Raw genomic sequence first — 21358 nt, 5'->3', positions numbered from 1 at the left:
GATGGAAGAAAATCGTAAGAAGGCGCTCGTCGCCGCGCTCGGCCAGATCGAAAAGCAGTTCGGCAAGGGCTCGGTCATGCGCCTGGGCGATGCCAGCGCCACTTACGATGTGGAAGCGGTCTCGACCGGCTCGCTGGGCCTGGACATCGCGCTCGGCGTCGGCGGCCTGCCGCGCGGTCGAATCATCGAGATCTACGGTCCGGAATCTTCGGGTAAAACCACGCTGACCCTGCAGGTCATCGCCGAGGCCCAGCGCGCGGGCGGCACGGCCGCGTTCGTCGACGCGGAACACGCGCTTGATCCCGTGTACGCCGCCAAGCTCGGCGTCAACGTACAGGAACTGCTGGTTTCGCAGCCCGATACGGGCGAGCAGGCTCTGGAAATCACGGACATGCTGGTCCGCTCCAGCGCGGTCGACGTGATCGTGGTGGACTCGGTGGCGGCGCTGACGCCCAAGGCCGAAATCGAAGGCGAAATGGGCGACGCGCACGTCGGCTTGCAGGCCCGCCTCATGTCGCAGGCGCTGCGTAAGCTCACCGGCAACATCAAGCGCTCCAACACCATCGTCATCTTCATCAACCAGATCCGCATGAAGATCGGCGTGATGTTCGGCAATCCCGAAACCACCACCGGCGGTAACGCGCTCAAGTTCTATTCGTCGGTGCGCCTGGACATCCGTCGCATCGGCGCCATCAAGAATGGCGAGGAAGTGGTTGGCAACCAGACCCGCGTGAAGGTGGTCAAGAACAAGGTGGCTCCGCCGTTCCGCGAAGCCGAGTTCGAAATCATGTACGGCCAGGGCATCTCGCGGAATGGCGAGATCATCGACATCGGCGTGCTGCAGGGCTTGGTGGAGAAATCCGGCTCCTGGTACAGCTACAACGGCGAGCGCATCGGCCAGGGCAAGGAAAACGCACGCACCTTCCTCGAGCAGCACCCGGAAACGGCGCGCGAGATCGAGAGCAAGATCCGCGAGAAGCTGTTGCCCGACACCAAGGCAGTGAAGGGTGAGGCGGTCTAAGACCAGCCGTACTCGCGAACTCTTCGAAGCCTCGGGCCTGCCCGAGGCTCCCGAAGAAGCGCTGACCCCCGAAGAGCAAGCCGAGCGCGCCAAGCAGCGAGCCAAGGAAGTCGAGGTTGCGGCGGTGCGCTTGCTGTCGCGCCGTGAGCATTCCACCGAGGAGCTGAAGCGGAAGCTGGCCGCGAAGGGTCATCCCGAGGCCAGTATCGAGGCCGTGCTCGACAAACTCGGCAAGAAAAAGTGGGTCTCGGACGAGCGCTTCACCGCCAATTATGTTCACCACCATGCCCGGCGCGGCCAGGGCCCGGTGCGGATCCGGGCGGAGCTGCGGCAGCAGGGCATCAAAGACGACCAGATCCAGGAGGAAATGGGCGCCGCCGACCGGGACTGGAACGGGCTGGCGGCCGAGGTCCGGCGGCGTAAGTTCGGCGCTGCGCTGCCTAAAACCGCCGCTGAACGTGCAAAGCAGGCGCGGTTCCTTCAATATCGCGGTTTTAACAGCGATCAAATCCGCGCCGCCCTGAAGTTCGATCCTGACGTGGACGACCTGCCGGAAAAGGACAGCGATCCGGGCGGAGGATTCGATCCGGATCATTCCTGACGGTTTCTCATGACTGCCAAGCGCCTGTCGAGCGCCGAACTTCGCGCGCTGTTCCTCAATTTTTTCCGTGAGCGTAGCCACCAGGTGGTGGCCTCCAGCTCGTTGGTGCCGGGCAACGACCCGACCTTGCTGTTCACCAACGCCGGCATGGTGCAGTTCAAGGACGTATTTTTAGGCAAGGACAAGCGCAACTACAGTCGCGCCACGACCTCGCAGCGCTGTGTGCGTGCGGGCGGCAAGCACAACGATCTCGAGAATGTCGGCTACACGGCCCGGCATCACACCTTCTTCGAGATGCTGGGCAACTTCAGCTTCGGCGATTATTTCAAGCGCGACGCCATCCGCTTCGCCTGGGATTTCGTGACGGGCAAGCAGTACCTCGGCATCGATCCGCAGCGCCTGATGGTCACGGTCTATCACACCGACGATGAGGCTTATGACATCTGGAACAAGGATGTCGGCGTGGCCGCGGATCGCATCGTGCGCATCGGCGATAAGCCGGGCGGCGGATCGGACAACTTCTGGCAAATGGGCGAGACCGGCCCGTGCGGTCCGTGCACCGAGATTTTCTACGATCACGGCGCGCACATTCCCGGCGGGCCTCCGGGCTCGCCGGATGCGGACGGCGATCGCTGGATCGAAATCTGGAATCTGGTGTTCATGCAGTTCGAGCGCTCGGCCGAAGGCACGCTCACGCCGCTGCCCAAGCCATCGGTCGATACTGGCATGGGCCTCGAGCGCACAGCCGCCGTCATGCAGGGCGTGCACTCGAATTATGAGATCGACCTGTTCGTCAATCTGATCAAGGCCGCCGCCGCGGCGACCAACACCAAAGATCTGTCATCGAGCTCGCTGCGCGTGATCGCCGATCACATTCGCGCGTGTTCGTTCCTCGTGGCCGACGGCGTGTTTCCTTCGAACGAAGGTCGCGGCTACGTGCTCCGACGCATCATCCGTCGCGCCATTCGCCACGGTTACAAACTCGGTCAGACGCAGCCGTTCTTCTACACGCTGGTGGGCGCGCTCGAAAAAGAGATGGGCGAGGCGTATCCGGAGCTCCGCACGCAGCGAGCGCAGATCGAGCGCGTGCTGAAGCAGGAAGAAGAGCGCTTCGCCGAGACGCTGTCGCAGGGCATGGTGTTGCTGGATCAGGCAATCGCGGGCCTCGGCGGCAGCAAGGAAATCCCAGGCGAAACGGTGTTCCGCCTCTACGACACCTTTGGTTTTCCGTCGGACCTCACTGCGGACATCGCGCGCGAGCGCGGCCTCACCATCGACGAGGCGGGCTTCGAACGCGCAATGCAAGTTCAGCGCGACACCAGTAAGGCAGCCAGCAAGTTCGGTGTGGATTTGCGCGCCGGCGTTTCGTTGGACGACAAGACCAACTTTAGTGGCTACGAGAATGTTTCTGACCGCGGCAACATCGTCGCATTGGTTCGCGGCAAAGAGCGCGTCGACGTGCTGCGCGCGGGCGAAGAAGGGCAGGTGATTCTCGATCACACGCCGTTCTACGCGGAGAGCGGTGGGCAGATCGGCGACACGGGCGAGCTGCTCGGCGCTGGCGTTAAGTTCGAGGTTCTCGACACGCAGAAGATTGGCAGCGCATTCGCGCACGTCGGTCGTCTGAAAGAAGGCGAGTTGCGCGTCGGTTCCCGTGTCGAAGCGCATGTTGACGCCGAGCGTCGTCGCGCGATCAAGGCCAATCACTCGGCCACGCATCTGTTGCACGCGGCTTTGCGCAAGGTGCTCGGCACTCACGTGACGCAGAAGGGTTCGTTGGTCGCACCCGATCGGCTGCGCTTCGACTTCGCGCACTTCGCGGCGGTCACGCCTGAAGAGCTGAAGCAGATCGAGGAAATGGTCAACGCGGAAATCCGTGCGAATGCCGCGGCGGAAACCAAACTGATGTCCTACGACGATGCCGTCGCCTCCGGCGCGATGGCGCTGTTCGGCGAAAAGTACGATGACCAGGTGCGCGTGCTCAGCTTCGGCGGCTTCTCCACGGAGCTCTGCGGCGGTACCCATGTAGGCCGTACAGGCGACATCGGTTTGTTCAAGATCATCAGCGAAGGCGGTGTGGCTGCGGGCATTCGGCGCATCGAGGCAGTCACCGGTCAGGGAGCGTACGAATGGATCACGCAGACGGATCGCGTACTGCGTGACGTGGCCTCGCTCGTGAAGGGCAGCCGCGACGATGTAGAGGACAAAGTCCGACAGCTGCTGGATCGTAGCCGCAAGCTGGAAAAGGAAGTGGCCGCGCTCAAGTCCAAGCTCGCCAGTGGACAAGGCAACGACCTGTCGAGCTCGGCGGTCGACATCGGTGGCTTGAAAGTTGTTGCTACGCGAGTGGATGGCGCCGACGCGCCAGCGCTGCGTGACGCAGTCGATCAGCTGAAGAACAAACTGCAGTCCGCGGCCATCGTGCTCGCGTCCGTGCAGGAAGCAGACAAGGTCGTGCTGATCGCGGGTGTCACCGCGGATCAGACTGCGAAGGTAAAAGCCGGGGATTTAGTTAACTTTGTTGCGCAACAAGTCGGTGGACGCGGCGGTGGACGCGCCGACATGGCGCAAGCGGGCGGCAACGATCCGGCCAAACTCGACGACGCGCTCGCGGGTGTCGCGAACTGGATCGAGTCCAAAGTCGCGGCAAAATCAGCCTGAAACTGTCAACAGTGATTTGCGCGAACTGCACGGCTGCAGGGAAGCTGGTCTACTCCGCGCCTCCTCAGGCTGCCGCGAATTGTCGGCCGAAAACTCATGAGTATGATTTTTTTGATACTGGGGAAAATTCGGGTCGCACTCAGGTTTAAATAGTGCGAACATATTAAAAAATATATTGTCTTTCTTGTGAGGGTAATTTCGATATTCAGGGAAATCCCGATCCCCATTACCCGAGCAGCTGACCTACTCTCGATTTGAATGAAAAGTGCGCGCGCTGTGGGAGGGCGGTGATTCCACCGCCGGCAAACGCAACTTGATCATTCGGCTGACAGCAAGGAGCGAACCATGTTGATTCTGACAAGGCGCGTCGGTGAGACCGTGATGATAGGTAACGACATCACAGTGACCGTCTTAGGCGTCAAAGGCAACCAGGTGCGTGTGGGCGTGAACGCGCCGAAAGAGGTTGCCGTACATCGTGAAGAGATCTACGAGCGCATCAAACGCGAGGAACAGGCGGCGGGCGGTGGCGCGGCAAAGCGTCCCATCACCGGCGCGGGCTCCTGAGTTCGTAGCTCGTACAGTGCTGTCCGCGGGGTGACGTGGCCCGCCACTCCCGCGAGGCTATGAGCAAGATGCACGCGCATCTCGCTCGGACCCTTTACCTCTCGGGCCACGGCCAGTATTCTTGCCGGCCTTCGCGGACCTGGGGCCAGAATCCCCTGTTGTGATCAGCATTCCTGGGGCGTTACGCCCTGGCAGTCCCGCGCCGGAGAGTTGGCCGAGTGGTCGAAGGCGCACCCCTGCTAAGGGTGTATGGGTCAAAAGCCCATCGAGGGTTCGAATCCCTCACTCTCCGCCATCCCTGCCGAGCTGTGACTTTTAGTTACAACTGCACGCCCACATAGCGGCGGATCGCGGTTCCCTTGGTCATTGCGACCAGGATTCGGTCGCCGCTGACTTCACCAGTCAAGGTCGTCGGGTGCTTCTCCAGTCCTGACACTACCATCTCCATCCGATTGCCCACGAGGCGACCGCCTTGCACAGCCACGCGCGAGTCCGTGGCGGGCGATGACTCCAGCCGCTGGAAGCGCTGCTGCAGTCTCACCGTGAACGACTCCTTGCCGCCGACCTCGGTGAACTTCCATTCGCCTTCCACCCGCGCCGGCACGATCCACAAGAACGCGCGTGTATTGCCGACATCGGCTTCGATCAACTGGTCCGGCTGCCACTCCGCCATGTCGAAGGCGTTGGACACGATGCGCGTGCCGGGTCGCATGCTCAGCAGCTTCGGGCGGAGCCGGAGATTGATGCTCGGTCCCAGATACAGCGTGACTACCGTCGCGCTGCTGAAGTCGGTCGTGAATATGTCGCCTTGCTCGAACTGCACCTTGTCGGTGAGCTGTTCGACGCGCGCATAACACTGCGCGAGCTGAACCAACTCGGGGTTGTATTCGATCCCGAGCGCGGTGGCGCCAAATTGTTTCGCCGCGGCGATCGGGATCTTGCCGTCACCGGAACCCAGATCGATGACTCGATCTTTGTTCGTGACGTGCGCCGCGCGCAGCATCGCGGTGACCAGCTGATCGATGGTCGCCACCCACATCACATCCTTGCCGGGTTGGCCACTGCGCGGCGCGAACTGTTGCTCGCACTGATCGTACGTTTCGGCAGCGACGCCGATGGGAGAGATGAGGAACGGAAGCAGGCACCAAAAGGTGCGACTGGCATAAAGCCACAGTCGCCATGAAAACATCGTCGGCACTCGAATCGTCTGGGGCGGGCCGCGATTCTTATATATGAGCGCGGATAAGTCTCGCGCTTTAACGTATGTTTGTCGGTAAAAGATGTACTCGATAAAGTCGCGCGCGGTGCAAGAGGGCCTGCCTATAATCCGCGCACGTTTTACCGGACGATTACAGATGGGATGACGACGCCATCGCCTCACGCGGATAACGAGCGCCTCGTAGAAGAGTTGCGTGCGGCGATTGCAGCCCGGGACGAATTCATCGCGATCGCAGCTCACGAACTGCGCAACCCAATGACGCCCATCGTCGGGCAAGTGCAGTTGCTGTTGTCTCGCGCGCGGCGCGAGCAAGCCTCTCCAGCGTTGCTCCAAGGTCTGGAACTGTTGGAGCAGGCCGTCGATCACTACGTCCATCGCGCCACGACGCTGCTCGAAATCACGCGACTGAATGCCGAGCATGTGCGCCTGGAGCTCACGACATTCGATTTATGTGACCTGGTTCGCGATTGCGCTCGCAAGTATGAACAGCTGGCGGCGCGCGCCGGCTCGACATTGCATTGTGATCTCCGTCCGCCAGTCAACGGCACCTGGGATCGCCTCGCCACCGAGCAGATCCTCGACAACCTGGTCTCGAACGCGATTCGCTACGGCGACGGCAAGCCGGTGAGCATCCACTTGGAGAGCGACCCTGAATGGGCGATGGTGCGAGTAGTCGATCACGGTATCGGCGTCGCGCCGGCCGATCGCGAAAGGATCTTCCAGCGGTTCGAGCGCGCATCCGGCGCGCGTAGCGGAGGTTTCGGCATCGGTCTGTGGCTGTCGAGCAAGCTGGTGCAGGCACAGGGCGGCGTCCTGGAGCTGGAGAGCGAGCCGGGTTCAGGCTCCACGTTTAGCGTGCGATTGCCACGCGATGTCTCCGCGCACGTTAAAATCGGCTGAAGACACGCTTGGCTTACGAGGGTTCACGGTCACGTGAATAACAAAGATTCGAATCCCGACACCGGACTGGAGCGCATCGCCACCGGCGTGCCCGGCCTGGACGAGGTGCTCAAGGGCGGCTTCTTCGAAGGCGCCGTCTACATCGTGCGCGGTACGCCGGGCGCCGGCAAAACCATTCTCGCCAATCAGATCTGTTTCCAGCACGCCCGGCAGGGCAAGCGCGCGCTGTTCGTGACCCTGCTGGCCGAAAATCACGCACGCATGCTCCAGCACCTGGAGCAGATGAGCTTTTACGATGCCCGCCTGATTCCCAAGTACGTGTACTACATCAGTGCGTTCCGCGTGCTGGAGGAGAACGGGCTGAAGGGAATGATGGATTTGCTGCGCCGGGAGATGCGCGCGCACGAGGCGACGATCCTGGTGCTCGATGGCTTGATCGCGGTCGAGGAAACCAGCACCTCGGACCGGGAGTTCCGCAAGTTCATCCATGAGTTGCAGGCGCACGCGGCCACGGCCGGCTGCTGCACCCTGTTGCTGACGAACGGTCGCCGGGGCGAGTACCACCCGGAGCACACGATGGTGGACGGCTTGATCACTCTCGAAGACGTGCCGTATGGCAAGCGTCGACAGCGCGAGCTGGAGGTGCGCAAGTTCCGCGGTTCGAGCAGTCTGCGCGGTCGCCATCCCTTCCAGATCACCGACGACGGGCTGGTGGTGCATCCCCGTCCGGAATCGCGCTTTCTCCGAAACGCAGGCGTCGAGACCGATCGCAGGATCTCCACCGGTGTCGCTCAGCTCGACGTCATGACCGAAGGCGGTTTGATCGCCGATACTTCCACGCTTTTGCTCGGTCCGTCGGGCTCGGGCAAGACCACGCTCGGCACCGCTTTTTTACAGAAGTCGAGCAAAGAAGAGCCCGGGCTGCACTTCGGCTTCTATGAGTCGCCCCAGCGGCTGGTCGCCAACGCGCAGCTCATCGGCGTCGATCTGAAATCTCGGGTCGCGGCGGGTCATCTGGAGGTGCTGTGGCGTCCGACCATCGAGCGCATCCTGGACAGTCTGGGCAACGAGCTCATCGACGCCGTGCGCCGGCGCAAGGTGCGGCGGTTGTTCATCGACGGCTGGGGCGGATTCGCCGCGGCCGCCGAGGCGCAGGAACGGCTCGGTCCGTTCTTCGCCGCCATCTGCAATGAATTGCGCAGTCTGAATGTCACTACGATCATCGCGGTGGAGACCGAGAACCTGATCGGGCCGGATCTGCATCTGCCGATCGAAGGTATCTCCGCGATCACCGAGAACATGTTCCTCTTGCGTTACGCCGAGTACCAGGGCCGGCTGCGGCGCCTGATCTCCATCATGAAAATCCGCGGCGGCGGTTTCGATCACACGCTGCGGGAATTCGAGATCGGTCCGCAAGGGCTGCATCTGCTCGACAGCTTCAAGCATGCCGAAGGCGTGCTGTCCGGATTCGGCACCGAGCGCGCCGACCCCGTGAAGCGGGCGACGCGCTCCGGCACGCCCGCGAAAAAGCCGGCTAAAGGACGACGCGCGCCCGCTCGACGTCGTGGTAAGGCTTAGGCATGCAAACCGTGCTGGTCGTCGACGATGAGTTCGGCGTGGCCGAGGTGCTGCAGTCCATCCTCGAGGACGAGGGCTATCGCGTGGCGACCGCGATCAATGGCAAGCAGGCCCTGGCGCGTCTGGGCGAGTTCAAGCCCGATCTGATCATGCTCGACTACATGATGCCCATCATGGACGGCACGCAGACCCTGACCGCGATCCGCAAGGACGGCGCGTTCGCCGATATCCCCGTCATCATGATGAGCTCGCTGGAAGAAGTGGCCGTGCGCGAGACCTGCACCGAGTACAACGCTTTTCTGCGCAAGCCATTCCGCGCCATGGCCGTATTGAAGACGGTGGCGCAGTTGCTGAGACAATCCTGACGAAAAGCTGGCGAATCGGCCGTGCGCTCGCTCATGCGCTTATAACTTGATCGCCCGCTGCGGCCACATACTCTGAAGCTCTGGGAGAGTCCTGATTGTGAAATCGCGGCTCCGAACAGAACACTGGTCCTCCGGTTGCTCCAACGAGAGGAATCAACGATGCTGGCCCATCGCAAAGACCGCGCTGTATCGCGGCATGTTCCCTGGTTTCTGAGCCTCGCGCCGTGCCTGCTGGCCGGGCCGAGTGTGTACGCCGATCCGGCGCAGGAGTCCGCCAATAAAGACGAGATCCTCGATGAGGTGATCGTGACCGGCTCGCAGGTGACGCTGCCGCCGGACTACGCCGGCGGGCAGATCGCTCGCGGCGGCCGGGTCGGATTGTTCGGCAATCTCGACATCATGGATACGCCGTTCAACAGCACCAACTTCACCGCCGACTTCATGCGCAATCTGCAGGCGCACAGCGTGGCCGACGTGGTGCAAAGTGATCCTGCTGTCCGCGTGGCCCGCGGCTTCGGCAACTTCCAGGAGTTGTACGTGGTCCGCGGCTTTCCCGTGTTCTCGGACGACATGAGTTACAACGGCCTGTATGGACTGCTGCCGAGACAATACGTCGCCGCTGAATTTCTGGAACGCGTCGAAGTATTTCGTGGCGCGAACAGCTTTTTGAACGGCGCGGCGCCCGGTGGCAGCGGCATCGGTGGCTCCTTCAATCTCGTTCCCAAACGCGCCCCCGAACGCGATCTCAATCGCATCACCATCGGCGGCGAGAGCGGTATCGAAGGATACGGCGCTCTCGACTTCGCGCGCCGCCTCGGCGACGGCGACCGTTTTGGCGTGCGAGCCAATGCCGTTCGGCGCGATGGCGAAACGTCGGTCGATTTTCAGGAGCGCGAGCTGACGATGTTTTCGCTCGGCATGGACTACCGCGGCTCGAACGCGCGGCTATCCGCGGATGTCGGATATCAAGATCACAACATCGATGCGCCGCGGCCGAGCGTCACTCCGGTCGGCGGCATCCCGCGCGCGCCAGACTCATCGTCGAACTTCGCTCAGAAGTGGACGTTCAGCAGCGAGGAGGATTTCTTCGGCGTGGCGCGCGGTGAGTACGACTTCTCCGAAGGCATCAGCGCGTGGCTCGCCGCCGGTTTTCGCGACAGCGAAGAGCACAACAACCTGGCGAACCCGAACGCCGCACCCACCGGAGCCGCGACGACCAACCGGTTCGAGAACTATCGCGAGGATCTGGTGAAGACCGGTGACACCGGCGTGCGTTTCGAGTTCGACACGGGCGGGGTCGGGCATCGCCTGGTCGCGTCGGCTTCGTTTTTCAATCTGGATTCGAAGAACGCGTTCGCGATCTCCTCGTTCGGTGCGCTGTCCTTCAATCTCTACAGCCCGGTGCAGTTGGCGCAGCCCCCGGCGACAGCCTTCGTCGGCGGCGTGCTGTTCTCGCCGCACACGACCACCGAGACGGAAACGATCAGCTTCGCGCTCGCCGACACGCTGGCGTTCATGGACGAGCAACTGCTGGTCACGATCGGCGCGCGCCATCAGAACATCGAACAGCAGAGTTTCGATTTCAACACCGGCGCCGAGACCTCTTCCTATGACGAGGGCACGGTGACGCCGGTGTTCGGCGTGGTGGTCAAGCCGTGGGATAACATTTCGCTGTATGCCAACTACATCGAAGGGCTGCTGCAGGGAGAAGAAGTGCCGGCAGTGATCGCCGGCCGGCCCATCGCCAATGCCGGCGAGATCTTCGAGCCATTCAAGTCCGAGCAATATGAGGTGGGCGCGAAATACGACAGCGGCAGCCTCGGCGGCACGCTGGCGATATTCCGCATCACTCAGCCGAGCACTGTGCTGGTCGGCAACGTAGTGCGCGAGTCCGGCGAGCAGCGCAATCAGGGCATCGAGCTGAGCATCTACGGTCAGTTGATGGAGACCGTTCGCCTGCTCGGTGGACTGACGTTGCTCGACGCCGAGAATCGCCGCGGCGACATTCCGGCTAACGATGGCAAGGACGTGATCGGCGTGCCGGACACCCAGGCCAATGTCGGCGTGGAGTGGGATTTGGTAGAAGGGCTGAGCGTGGATGGCCGATTGGTTTACACCAGCTCGCAGGCCGCGAGCGCGGACAACATGCTCGAGCTGCCGTCGTGGACGCGCCTGGACGTGGGTGCGCGTTACGAGTTTGAGTGGGATAGTCGCGCGATCACGGTTCGTGCACGCGTCGACAATGTCACGGACAAGGAATATTGGGCGTCGGTCGGCGGCTCGTTCGGCGCCAACTATCTGGTGCTCGGCGGGCCGCGCACGTTTGTCGTGTCGGCGTCTCTGGATTTCTAACAATACGAGAGTTGAACATCGGACCGCCGCTCGCGGGTGGCGGTTCGATGACTGGAATCATTGATGAGAACAGGCTGGATTCGCGACTGCAGTCGCGTAGGTGTGGCGTTGATCGCTGTTTTCGCGGGCGCGAGCATTCACGCCGCCAAACCTTCGCCTCCTTTCATCGTCGATCCCTATCCCAGCACGTATCGGTCGCTGCCGCGGACCGACACGCTCATCGTCGATGTGACTATCCTCGATGGCGCAGGAGCGCGCATCGATCGGGGTGAGATTCTGCTGCGTGATGGACGCATTGCCGCCGTCGGGCGCGGGCTGCCGCGAGATAACGCGACGGTCGTGCAGGGCAAGGGTCGGTGGGTCACGCCAGGCATCATCGACGTGCATAGTCACAACGGCACCTACGTGTTGCCGCTGACCTCGATGGATCGCAAGGCTTCGGATGTTTCCGAGACGAGCGATCCTAATGTCGCCGATACATGGATCGAGCATGCGGTGAATCCACAAGATCCCGCGTTCGCGGTGGCGTTGCGCAGCGGCGTGACCACGCTGCAGATTCTGCCGGGCTCCACGCCTTTGTTCTCCGGGCGATCGGTGGTCGTGAAGCCTGTGCCTGCCACGAATGTGCGCGCCATGAAATTTCCGGGCGCCGTGCAAGGCTTGAAGATGAGCTGCGGCGAGAACGCCAAAAGCTATTTCGGTGACAAGGACCAGGCGCCCAACAGTCGCCAGGGCGAGATCGCCATCGTGCGCGAAGCTTTCCTCCGGGCGCAGGAATATCGCGATGAGTGGCGCGCCTACTCGAATGGCAAGGGCAAGCAGCCGCCGAAACGCGATTTGAAACTCGACACGTTGGCCGCCGTGCTCGACGGCGACATCCCCGTTCACATGCATTGCTATCGCGCCAGCGACATGACTGCCATGCTCGGCGTGGCCGAGGAGTTTGGTTTCAAGATCGCCGCGTTTCATCACGCGACCGAGGCTTACAAGATTCCGGCGCAGTTGAAGCAAGCAGGCACTTGCATCGCGGTGTGGTCGGACTGGTGGGGTTTCAAGATGGAGTTGCTGGATGCCATTCGCGACAACGCCGCCATGGCGGATGCAGCGGGTGTCTGCACGATGATGCATTCCGATTCGCCCATTGTCGGTCAGCGGTTGCAGATCGAAGCAGCCAAGGCGGCGGGTGCGGGTCGGCGCGCCGGATTGGATCTGCCGCCCGAGCATGTCATCAAGTGGGTGACGAGCACGCCTGCCAAGCTGCTGCGGCTCGGCGATCGCATCGGCACGCTCGCGCCCGGCTTCAATGCCGACCTGGTGCTGTGGTCCGGCGATCCCTTCTCCATTTACACCAAGCCGGATCGAGTGTTCATCGACGGAGCCGTCGTCTACGACAGCGCCGAGCCCGCGCGCTCGCCGGAGTCGGATTTCGGGCTGGGTCGTCCGGAGATGGGAGGCCGGCCATGAGGTTACAAACATTCGCCGCCGCGCTGTTCTTGATCGGGACCAGTGCTCATGCGCAGAACGTCGCCATCGTCAATGCAAAAGCGTGGACGTTGACCGGTGATGCCGCAATTGAAAACGCCACCATCGTCATTACCGACGGCAAGATCAGCTCGGTGGACGCGAGCGCTGCGCCGCCGGCCGGTGTTCGTGTGATCGATGCGGGTGGCAAGCCCGTCACGCCAGGATTGATGCATCCAGCGACGCGGCTGGGATTGATCGAAGTCAGCTCGGCCACTGAGACGGTGGACCATGCGGCCAAGGCCGGTGCGCCCGGCGCGGGCTTCGACGTGCAGTTCGCGGTCAATGCGAATTCAGTGTTGATCGATCTCGCGCGCGCCGATGGCGTGACGCGCGCTCTGGCGTATCCGAGTTCCAGTAACACCGCGCCGTTTGCTGGCTCGGCGTCGCTGCTGCATTTGTTTGAGGGCGGCGATGTCGTCGAGCAAGCGCGAGTCGCTGTGTTCGTGACGATCAGCAATCGCAGCGCTAACTCGACGGTGGGCTCGCGCTCGGCGCAATGGCAGTTGCTACGCGCCGCGCTCGATACTGCGAAGACTCCGAGCACCCCCGGAGCGGCTCGCACGGCCGATTCCATCGCGCTCGAATCCATCGTGCAGGGTAAAGCGCCGCTGGCGATCAGCACGAATCGCGAGTCGGACTTGCGTCAAGCTATCAAGCTCGCGAACGACTATGGCATTCGCGTTGTGATTGTGGGCGGAGCCGAGGCGTGGCGCGTGGCAGATCAACTCGCCGTGGCGAAGATCGCTCTGATCCTGGAGCCCATGTCCAATCTGCCTGCGTCCTTCGACGAGTTGGGTTCGCGCCTGGACAACGCCGCGTTACTTCGTAAGGCCGGCCTGACCGTCGCGATGAGCCTGGATGGCGTGCAGAGCTATAACGCAGGCTTGTCGATTCGCGAAGGCGCGGGACTGGCCGTTGCCAACGGTCTCTCCTATATCGATGGCTTGCGCTCCATCATGAGCGCCCCGGCCGAAATTTGGGGTGTGGCCGATCGCTTCGGAACATTGGAGCCGGCTCGCGATGGCGACGTGGTCATTTGGGATGGCGATCCGCGGGAGCCGTCGTCGGCGCCGACGACGGTGCTCATTCAGGGTCGAGAAGTCTCGTTGACCACCCACCAGACCGAGCTGCGCGATCGCTACATGCCGGCGATCAAGAGTCTCCGGCCGTGAGCGTCTCGCGCAACCAGCGAGCGGTATCGTCGATCGCGCGATTGCTGATCGCGGCGATCGACATGGCTTCGAGGAAGCTGTGTGACGCGCCCTTGTAAAACGAAGTCGTGACTTTGACGCCGGCCTGTTTGAGCAGGTCGGCGAGTCGCCAGTTCTGCTCGGTGAGGATGTCGCACTCGGGAATGACCATGAACACCGGCGGCAATCCACGCAGATCGGCATGGACGGGACACACCAGCGGATTGCGCGCTTCGTCCGGGCTGCTCAGATAGTTGTTCCAGAACTTCACCATCTCATCCGCGCCGAGCATGTAGCCTTCATACCCGTAGCGCTGGAGCGCCTCGGGAGCGCTGTAGGTATCGGTGACCGCGTAGTTGGTCACGATGGCGTGGACGGCATCCGGCTCGCCTTCATCACGCAATCTCAATGCAGTCGTGATCGCAAGGTTGCCGCCCGCCGAGTCTCCGCCCAACGCAATACGATCGCGATGAATGCCGAGCTCGTCGCTGTGTCGACGAGCCCAGCGAACGACTTCGGCGATCTGTCGCTGAGCCACTGGGAACTTCACTTCCGGCGAAAGGGCATAGTCGACGCCAATCACCACCACATCGGCGCAAGCGGCATATTCGCGCATCAGTCGGTCGTGGGTGTCGATGCTAAACGTCGTCCAACCCCCGCCGTGCAGATAGATGAGCGCCGGCTTATTTGCGCGCGCGGACGGGTTATGGATGCGCACTCGCACCTCACCGGCCGGCGTCGGGATCATCCGCTCCTGTCGTTGGACCATGACCGGACCGCCCGCCGCCCACGGCGCCCGCACGTGTTCACAGGCGCGTCGCATTTCCGGTAACGGTAAGTTGTTGAAATTCGGGTGGCTGGCAAAGGCCTGGCTCACGGCGCTCACGAACTGGCGCACTTCGGGATCGAGATCGGCGCCGCGTGCCGAAGTGCTTGCGGCGGTTGGGTCGCTCAATGTATTGGGTTCCATGTCTGGGCAGCCGGATTTGTGGTATCACTCTGTTCGGGGGAAGCTAGCAGTCACCAACGGGTGTGCCGTCGCCGATGGAGCAACATTCATCTCGTCCGGGCCAGCGCCGCGGCGCTGTCAGATCCGCCCTCAGTCGCGCGCCCGCGCCGACTGAAGCGGCCCCGCGCAGCACGCGGAGCATCGACTATCAAGACGTGCCTCGTCCAGTGGCCGCCCTGGCGGATGAGTATGCGTCCGGCACCGTCCAGCCGCGTCATTCGCACAAGCGGGCGCAGGTGCTTTACTCGATTTCCGGCGTGGCTTCAGTCACCACCGATCACGCCAGTTACATTCTTCCTCCGCAGAGAGCGTTGTGGATCCCGAGCGGCGTCGCTCATGAAATGACCTGTCGCGGTCACGTATCGGTGCGCACGCTGTATATCGACGAGCGCGTACGCGGCGATCTGCCGGAAGCTTGCCGAGTATTCGAAGTCTCCGACCTGCTGCGTGAGTTGATTCTCGCCGCCGTGCGCATGCCCATCGAATACGACGAAGAGGGGCGCGACGGTCGCGTCATGCGGCTGATCCTTGATGAGATCGCGAGCGCGCCGAGCATCCCGCTGGACATTTCCATGCCGCAGGATCCGCGATTGCAGAAGGTATGCCGGGCGATTCTCGACGATCCGGCGCACGCCGATACGCTGGACGATTGGGCCCGCGTGGCCGGCATGGGACGTCGCACCTTCACGCGAATGTTTCGTCGTGAGACGCAGATGAGCTTCGCCACCTGGCGTCAGCACGTGCGCTTGATGGAGGCGATGTCGCGACTCGCCACGGGCGAGCCGGTGACAGCGGTGGCCTTCGACGTCGGTTACAACAGTCCGAGCGCGTTCACGGCCATGTTCCGCAAGGCGTTCGGAGCTGCGCCGACTCGGTACATCAACGAGCAGACCTAGTAATAAAAAACGACGCCCGACGCTGGTCATGCCAGCAATCTCATCCGGTCTAAGGGCGCGCTCGAGTTACCAGCTCCGCAGAGCGATTGCATACGCATCGCTTGCGCTCGCTTACCGTTAGTATTCGGCATCAGCTCGATTCTCGCTCATGATAGCGCCCCGTTGCGGCCGCCGGGATGCGAGGATCGCTTGTGAAATTCACATCGACGCCAGTGACGAGATTCGAAAGTGTCTCGCGTGGGTATCGGTTCTATGTCCTGGCGCTGTTGACCGTCGTATTCATCGTCAACTTCATCGACCGTCAGGTGCTGTCGGTACTGATCGAGCCCATCAAGCGCGATCTGCAGTTGACCGACACACAGCTCGGCCTGCTTTCCGGATTGGCGTTCGCCTTGTTTTATGTGACGGCTGGCGTGCCAGTGGCCCGTCTTGCAGATCTGCGCTCGCGACGGAAGTTGATCGCGGTATGCATGATCGTGTGGTCGTCGATGACGGCGCTGTGTGGCATGGCCGCGAACTTCGTGCAATTGTTAATGGCGCGCATCGGTGTGGCCGTCGGCGAGGCAGGTTGCGTCGCGCCTTCGCATTCGATTCTGTCCGATTACTATCGGCCCGCGGATCGCCCGACAGCGTTGTCCATCTATTCGGCCGGCGCGTCAGTGGGAATTTTCCTGGGGCTGCTCGGCGGTGGCTTGCTGGCCGAACTCTATGGCTGGCGCGCGGCGCTGGTGATCATCGGCCTTCCCGGAATTGCGGTTGCATTCGTTGTGTTGCTGACGCTTCGCGAGCCACTGCGCGGCATGTCGTTGCCCGAGCACGCTGCGCCCGCAATGCAGGCGCCCAAGCATTTTTGGTCCGATCTGGGGCTGTTGTTACGTCGGCGTACGCTTTTGTTCATCGCTCTGGCCGGCGGCTTTCAGTCCATGGTGACCTATGGTGTAGCCAACTGGTTGCCGGCATTCTTCATGCGCGTGCATGCGATGAGTCCGTCGCAGGCCGGCGCAACGTTGGCTGTGATCAATGGCCTCGTCGCGGGGCTTGGCGCCATCGTCGCAGGCAGCGTGACTGCTCATCTGTCACGCATCGAGCGCCGATGGTTGCTGTGGGTGCCGACCGTTGCCACCGTTGTTTCGACACCGTTGTATGCATTCGCTGTCCTGACTCCATCGGTGTCCACGAGCCTGATGCTGCTCACACCCGCTGCGTTCATGAGCATGATGTATGTCGGTCCCGCGCTCGCGGCGACGCATGGCGTTGCTGGTGTGAGCTTGCGAGCCACGGGCGTTGCATTGACTTTGTTCGTCAGCAATCTGCTTGGCATCGGTGGCGGCGCGCTGGTCGTCGGTATGGTGAGCGATGCATTCATTGCTGCCGAGCCCACGGTCTCGTTGCGCTATGGCCTGCTCGCTGTGCTGCTTGCAAACATTCCTGCTGCGGTCGGTTATCTGCTGGCCGCCAGCAGCGTGCGGAACGACTGGCACGAATAGTCACGACTTGTTTGTCGCCGCCGACCGGTCCTATAGTCGCAGCCCCGCGGGCTTGGGAATGGAACGGAGCTCACAATGCGTTACAGGAATATTTTGTTTCATCCCCGCGTTGCAGCGTTGCCCTTCGGCCTGATGCTCGCGCCGTTCGGTTGGGCCGCTGCTTCAGGTACTGACGTGCAATCCGCGACCGATGACGCCGGCACGATCGAAGAAGTACTGGTGAGCGCCCGGCGGCGCGGCGAAGAACGTTTGCAAGATGTTCCCATCGCCGTGAGCGTTCTGTCCGATGAAGCCTTGCGTAAAGCGGGCATCGCGGATTTATCCGAAGTCGCGAGCCGCACGCCGAGCTTCACGTTCGGGCAGCAGATCGGCAATCAACAGGAAATCGTGATCCGCGGCATCGGTACTTTGCGGTTGACAGGTTCCGCGGCCGAGCCTTCGGTCGGCTTGTTCATCGACGAAGTGTATGTCGGGCGCAGAGGCACGGCGACGCCGCCCTTGTTCGATCTGGAGCGCGTCGAAGTCGTGCGTGGTCCGCAGGGCACGTTGTATGGAAAGAACGTCGTCGGCGGTGCGGTCAATCTGGTGACCGCTCGGCCCACCAACGAGACCGCGGCGCGGGTCGCCGTTTCTTACGGTCAGTTCGATGCCTTCGGCGGCCGCGACATTTGGGAAGGGTCCGGTTATCTGACCGGCGGCTTGACCGATACGGTGGCGGGCCGGATGGCCGTCTACTATCGCAAGCACGATGGCTATTCCCAAAATACCCTGCTCGATGAAGCGCTGGACGATCAGGACAACTACGCACTGCGAGGCTCGTTGTCGTTCGAGCCCAGCGAAGCGCTCGATATCCAGCTGATCGCCGATTTCAGTCACAACGAGAGCAATGGTCAGTCACGGCGGGCGGTGGATGATTTGTCGCTGCCAGGAGTAGGCATAGTGGTCGGATCCGGTTTGCTGAGCGACAATGTGCGTGAGAGCGATGCGCCGTGGACCCAGTGGGAGGATCAGGACACAGCCGGTCTGACTGCGCGCATCGACTATCGATTCGGCGGCGGACACACGCTCACTTATCTGTCTGCCGTGCGTCATGGCGATTTCAGCGGTCGCTATTCGCTGGTGGGCACACGCTCGCCGCCGTCGCTGACCGATGCCGCCAACGGTCAGCGCGAGAAATACACGGGCATCACTCAGGATCTTCGCTTGAGTTCGCCGGCGGATGGGAGCGGACCTTTGCGCTGGGTCGCTGGCCTGTATTTTCTGCGCGAAGACACCGACGTCGTCGACAACAGCATCGCGACCACGTTTCTTTCGGTGCTCGGCCCTGGAAGCGTGGGCGATATTCTCGACGGCGAGTTCATCTACGATCAGAAGAACATCACCAAGAGCTCGGCCATTTATGGCGAGCTGAGCTGGGCGATGACGGAGACTTTGTCGTTGACCGTGGGCGGCCGCTATACCTACGACGACAAGGACTATCGCAATCGCTCCGAGTGTCTGGACTTCGGCGCGCAGCCCGATTTCATTTTCTGCGTGGCGCCGCTGGGGGCGGAGGTTTGGAACATTCGCACCAGCAAGAGCTGGAGCGAATTTACGCCCAGGGCAAGTTTGGATTGGCGCGCGGCTGAGAATGCCCTGTTCTATGTGAGCGCGGCGCGAGGTTTCAAAGGCGGCGGGTGGCAAGGCAAGCCTGGCAGCGAAGCAGCGGCGTTGTTTCCTTACGATCCGGAAATCGCCTGGACGTACGAGGCAGGCGCGAAGACTGACTGGGCGGGCGGCCGTATCCGTGCCAACGTCGCGGTCTTCCATACGTCGTTCGACGATTTGCAGGTGGAGCAGCTCGATGACGCGGGTCTGACGCTAATCATCGACAACGCGGCATCGGCGCGCATCGATGGTGTCGAACTGGAGCTGCAGCTGCGGCCACTGCCCGAGCTGCAGTTGTGGTTGAGCGGCTCGTATCTCGACTCGGAGTATCGGGACTTCATCGATTCCGCCGGCAACGATCTCTCGGGTAATCGCCTGGCGCGCACGCCGGAGTTCCGGTTCATCGGCGGCGCCGACTACACTGTGCCGATCAACGACGCTCTGGCGCTGGATGCGCGAGTGGAATATCAATGGCAGGACGACATGCCCTGGCTGGTCGAGAATACGGTTCTCGAAGACTCGTATGGATTGCTGGATGCGCGCGTCGCCCTGCAGGCCCGCGACGCGCAATGGGAGGTGGCATTGTTCGGCAAGAATCTGACCGACGAACTCTATCGCGTGGACGCCATTCCGTTCCTTGGCGATGTCTTCTCGCGCTTCGGAGCCCCGCGCAGCTACGGCGTCCAGTTCACAAAAACGTTCTAACGTGAATTCATCCGCCGAGATTCTGGAAGCCGACTACGTTATCGCCGGAGGCGGCTCCGCGGGCTGCGTGCTCGCGCGCCGTCTCGTCGACGCAGGTAATACCGTCATTTTGCTGGAAGCGGGCGGTGACGATCGCAGTCCTGCCGTGTACGTGCCAGCGGGCTCGGCACGACTGGTCGGCAACCCCATGTACGACTGGAAATACGAGACGGAGCCCGATCCATCGCGCGGCGGCCGCATCGACAGCTGGCCATCGGGCAAGGTGCTCGGCGGCAGCGGTTCCATCAACGGCATGATTTATTTGCGCGGCAATCCCGCCGACTACGATCGCTGGGTGCAGCAGGGCGCCAGAGGTTGGAGCTTCGCTGAGGTGCTGCCGTATTTTCTGCGCGCCGAGCGCAATGAGAACGGCGCCAGCAAGTTTCATTCGGATCGGGGTTTGCTGGGCGTCGCCAACCTGCGCGTCAAGCATCCGTTCAATCGCTTGTTCGTCGATGCGTGCGTGGCTACAGGCATTCCTCGCAACGAGGATTTCAACGGCGTCGCGCAGGAAGGCGTGGGTTACTACCAGGCCACGCAATGGGGTGGGCTGCGATGTAGCACGGCGAGGAGCTATCTGCGGCCCATCTTTCATCACAGGAATCTGACGCTGATGACGCGGGCGTTCGTGTCTCGCATCCGGGTGCGAGCCGGAGTGGCCGAAGCCGTGGAGTTCCAACATGACGGCCTCGGCAAAGTTGCCCTGGCGCGTCGCGAAGTGTTGCTGGCCGCTGGCACTGTAGGTTCGCCCAAGATTCTCATGTTGTCGGGCATCGGACCGTCGCGCGAGTTAGAGCAGCACGGCATCGCTTGCGTCAACGAACTGCCGGGTGTGGGGCGCAATCTGCAGGAGCACCCGGGCATCATGCTCAGTTACGACGTGAACATGCGCACGATGAACGTGGACGCCCATTCCAAATGGCGCTTCGGCTTGCGGGCTCTGCAGTTTGCGTTGCTCCGTCAGGGACCGGCCACGACGCCGATTTCTCATGTGGGCGTATTTTTCCGCACGCGGCCCGAGTTGCCGGCATTCGATGCGCAGATTCATTTTCAGCCGCTGGGATACGAGGTCACGCCGGACAAGGTCATCCTGGCCGAGGCCAATCGGGTCAGCCTGGCCGTGAATGTCAGTCGGCCTCAAGCGCGCGGAGCGATCCGGCTGCGTTCGCCGAATCCACAGGATGCGCCCATCATCGATCATCCTTTGCTAGGCGCTAACGCGGATGTTCGAACGCTGATAGACGGCGCGCGCGTCATGCGGGCGATATTTCGTTCGCCTCAGCTACGCGACTACGTTCAAAAGGAATATCTGCCGGGCGAGGCGGTGACCACGGATGAGCAATGGGAATCTTACGTGCGGGCCGGCTCGTTCGCGATGTATCACCCAGTGGGCACGTGCCGGATGGGCGATGTCGCCGATCCCGATTCGGTGGTCGACGCCGAACTGCGCGTGAAAAACATTCGACGGCTGCGCGTGATCGACGCATCCGTCATGCCCAGCTTGCCTTCTTGTAATACGAACGGACCGACCATCATGATCGCCGAGCGCGGGGCCGAGCTGCTGACTCGATGATTTCCCTCCCGTTCACGGGAGGGGTCA

The 21358-nt window shown here is 62.1% G+C and carries 16 protein-coding genes and 1 tRNA gene; 15 read left to right on the top strand and 2 right to left on the bottom strand.

Features of this window, described 5'->3' with window-relative positions; genetic code table 11:
• Position 1 precedes the first annotated feature (1 nt).
• The 5 genes from recA (at position 2) to VGD45_RS16040 (ending at position 5142) form a co-directional block, all read left to right on the top strand.
• Entirely contained in the window at positions 2-1021 is a 1020-nt protein-coding gene (gene recA / locus VGD45_RS16060; protein ID WP_331156341.1) for a recombinase RecA, read from the top strand.
• Positions 1022-1145: 124 nt separating this feature from the next.
• Positions 1146-1622: a regulatory protein RecX gene (locus tag VGD45_RS16055; RefSeq protein ID WP_331156340.1), complete on the top strand. Its 477-nt coding sequence runs from the start codon at positions 1146-1148 to the stop codon at positions 1620-1622.
• Between the two features lie 24 nt (positions 1623-1646).
• Positions 1647-4283: an alanine--tRNA ligase gene (gene alaS, locus VGD45_RS16050; RefSeq protein WP_349263293.1), complete on the top strand. Its 2637-nt coding sequence runs from the start codon at positions 1647-1649 to the stop codon at positions 4281-4283.
• A 345-nt stretch (positions 4284-4628) separates the two neighbouring features.
• Complete coding sequence (gene csrA / locus VGD45_RS16045; protein WP_116808221.1) at positions 4629-4847, top strand: carbon storage regulator CsrA; 219 nt, start codon at positions 4629-4631, stop codon at positions 4845-4847.
• A gap of 204 nt (positions 4848-5051) precedes the next feature.
• Positions 5052-5142 (top strand) — tRNA-Ser (locus tag VGD45_RS16040).
• A 24-nt stretch (positions 5143-5166) separates the two neighbouring features.
• On the opposite strand, the gene VGD45_RS16035 is transcribed toward VGD45_RS16040, so the two are convergent.
• Entirely contained in the window at positions 5167-6036 is an 870-nt protein-coding gene (locus VGD45_RS16035; protein WP_331156338.1) for a class I SAM-dependent methyltransferase, read from the bottom strand.
• A 171-nt stretch (positions 6037-6207) separates the two neighbouring features.
• On the opposite strand from VGD45_RS16035, the gene VGD45_RS16030 reads away from it, so the two are divergent.
• From VGD45_RS16030 to VGD45_RS16005, 6 genes are all read left to right on the top strand, one after another.
• On the top strand, positions 6208-6966 hold the full coding sequence (locus VGD45_RS16030) for a HAMP domain-containing sensor histidine kinase (protein ID WP_331156337.1): 759 nt from the start codon (positions 6208-6210) through the stop codon (positions 6964-6966).
• Between the two features lie 33 nt (positions 6967-6999).
• A complete protein-coding gene (locus tag VGD45_RS16025) occupies positions 7000-8544 on the top strand; it encodes an ATPase domain-containing protein (protein WP_331156336.1) in 1545 nt (514 codons plus the stop codon).
• A gap of 2 nt (positions 8545-8546) precedes the next feature.
• On the top strand, positions 8547-8909 hold the full coding sequence (locus VGD45_RS16020; RefSeq protein ID WP_331156335.1) for a response regulator: 363 nt from the start codon (positions 8547-8549) through the stop codon (positions 8907-8909).
• A 159-nt stretch (positions 8910-9068) separates the two neighbouring features.
• Complete coding sequence (locus VGD45_RS16015; RefSeq protein ID WP_331156334.1) at positions 9069-11261, top strand: TonB-dependent receptor; 2193 nt, start codon at positions 9069-9071, stop codon at positions 11259-11261.
• Between the two features lie 63 nt (positions 11262-11324).
• Positions 11325-12725 (top strand): amidohydrolase family protein, encoded by a 1401-nt coding sequence (locus VGD45_RS16010; protein WP_331156333.1) that lies wholly within the window; start codon positions 11325-11327, stop codon positions 12723-12725.
• Positions 12722-13957 carry an amidohydrolase family protein gene (locus VGD45_RS16005; RefSeq protein WP_331156332.1) on the top strand — a complete coding sequence of 412 codons (1236 nt, stop codon included), beginning with the start codon at positions 12722-12724 and terminating at the stop codon, positions 13955-13957. The genes VGD45_RS16010 and VGD45_RS16005 overlap by 4 nt, the downstream gene beginning before the upstream one ends.
• On the opposite strand, the gene VGD45_RS16000 is transcribed toward VGD45_RS16005, so the two are convergent.
• Complete coding sequence (locus VGD45_RS16000; protein ID WP_331156331.1) at positions 13938-14945, bottom strand: alpha/beta hydrolase; 1008 nt, start codon at positions 14943-14945, stop codon at positions 13938-13940. The two genes, VGD45_RS16005 and VGD45_RS16000, sit on opposite strands and share 20 nt — an antisense overlap.
• A gap of 194 nt (positions 14946-15139) precedes the next feature.
• On the opposite strand from VGD45_RS16000, the gene VGD45_RS15995 reads away from it, so the two are divergent.
• From VGD45_RS15995 to VGD45_RS15980, 4 genes are all read left to right on the top strand, one after another.
• A complete protein-coding gene (locus VGD45_RS15995) occupies positions 15140-15880 on the top strand; it encodes a helix-turn-helix transcriptional regulator (protein WP_331156330.1) in 741 nt (246 codons plus the stop codon).
• Between the two features lie 191 nt (positions 15881-16071).
• Entirely contained in the window at positions 16072-17367 is a 1296-nt protein-coding gene (locus VGD45_RS15990) for an MFS transporter (protein WP_331156329.1), read from the top strand.
• Positions 17368-17442: 75 nt separating this feature from the next.
• Positions 17443-19719: a TonB-dependent receptor gene (locus VGD45_RS15985; RefSeq protein WP_331156328.1), complete on the top strand. Its 2277-nt coding sequence runs from the start codon at positions 17443-17445 to the stop codon at positions 19717-19719.
• Between the two features lies 1 nt (position 19720).
• Positions 19721-21331, top strand: a complete 1611-nt coding sequence (locus tag VGD45_RS15980; RefSeq protein ID WP_331156327.1) for a GMC family oxidoreductase — start codon at positions 19721-19723, stop codon at positions 21329-21331.
• Positions 21332-21358: the final 27 nt, after the last annotated feature.

It is taken from the genome of Steroidobacter sp., from assembly GCF_036402275.1.
In the GTDB taxonomy this organism is placed as follows: Bacteria; Pseudomonadota; Gammaproteobacteria; order Steroidobacterales; family Steroidobacteraceae; genus Steroidobacter.
The sequence above is the reverse complement of the archived record's forward strand: the minus strand, read 5'-3'. Positions and strand labels throughout refer to the sequence as shown.

Coding starts and splice junctions, on each gene's coding strand:
- recA (WP_331156341.1), top strand. CDS start 2: ATGGAAGAAAATCGTAAGAAGGCGCTCGTCGCCGCGCTCGGCCAGATC.
- csrA (WP_116808221.1), top strand. CDS start 4,629: ATGTTGATTCTGACAAGGCGCGTCGGTGAGACCGTGATGATAGGTAAC.
- VGD45_RS16035 (WP_331156338.1), bottom strand. CDS start 6,036: ATGTTTTCATGGCGACTGTGGCTTTATGCCAGTCGCACCTTTTGGTGC.
- VGD45_RS16030 (WP_331156337.1), top strand. CDS start 6,208: ATGACGACGCCATCGCCTCACGCGGATAACGAGCGCCTCGTAGAAGAG.
- VGD45_RS16020 (WP_331156335.1), top strand. CDS start 8,547: ATGCAAACCGTGCTGGTCGTCGACGATGAGTTCGGCGTGGCCGAGGTG.
- VGD45_RS16015 (WP_331156334.1), top strand. CDS start 9,069: ATGCTGGCCCATCGCAAAGACCGCGCTGTATCGCGGCATGTTCCCTGG.
- VGD45_RS16010 (WP_331156333.1), top strand. CDS start 11,325: ATGAGAACAGGCTGGATTCGCGACTGCAGTCGCGTAGGTGTGGCGTTG.
- VGD45_RS16005 (WP_331156332.1), top strand. CDS start 12,722: ATGAGGTTACAAACATTCGCCGCCGCGCTGTTCTTGATCGGGACCAGT.
- VGD45_RS16000 (WP_331156331.1), bottom strand. CDS start 14,945: ATGGAACCCAATACATTGAGCGACCCAACCGCCGCAAGCACTTCGGCA.
- VGD45_RS15985 (WP_331156328.1), top strand. CDS start 17,443: ATGCGTTACAGGAATATTTTGTTTCATCCCCGCGTTGCAGCGTTGCCC.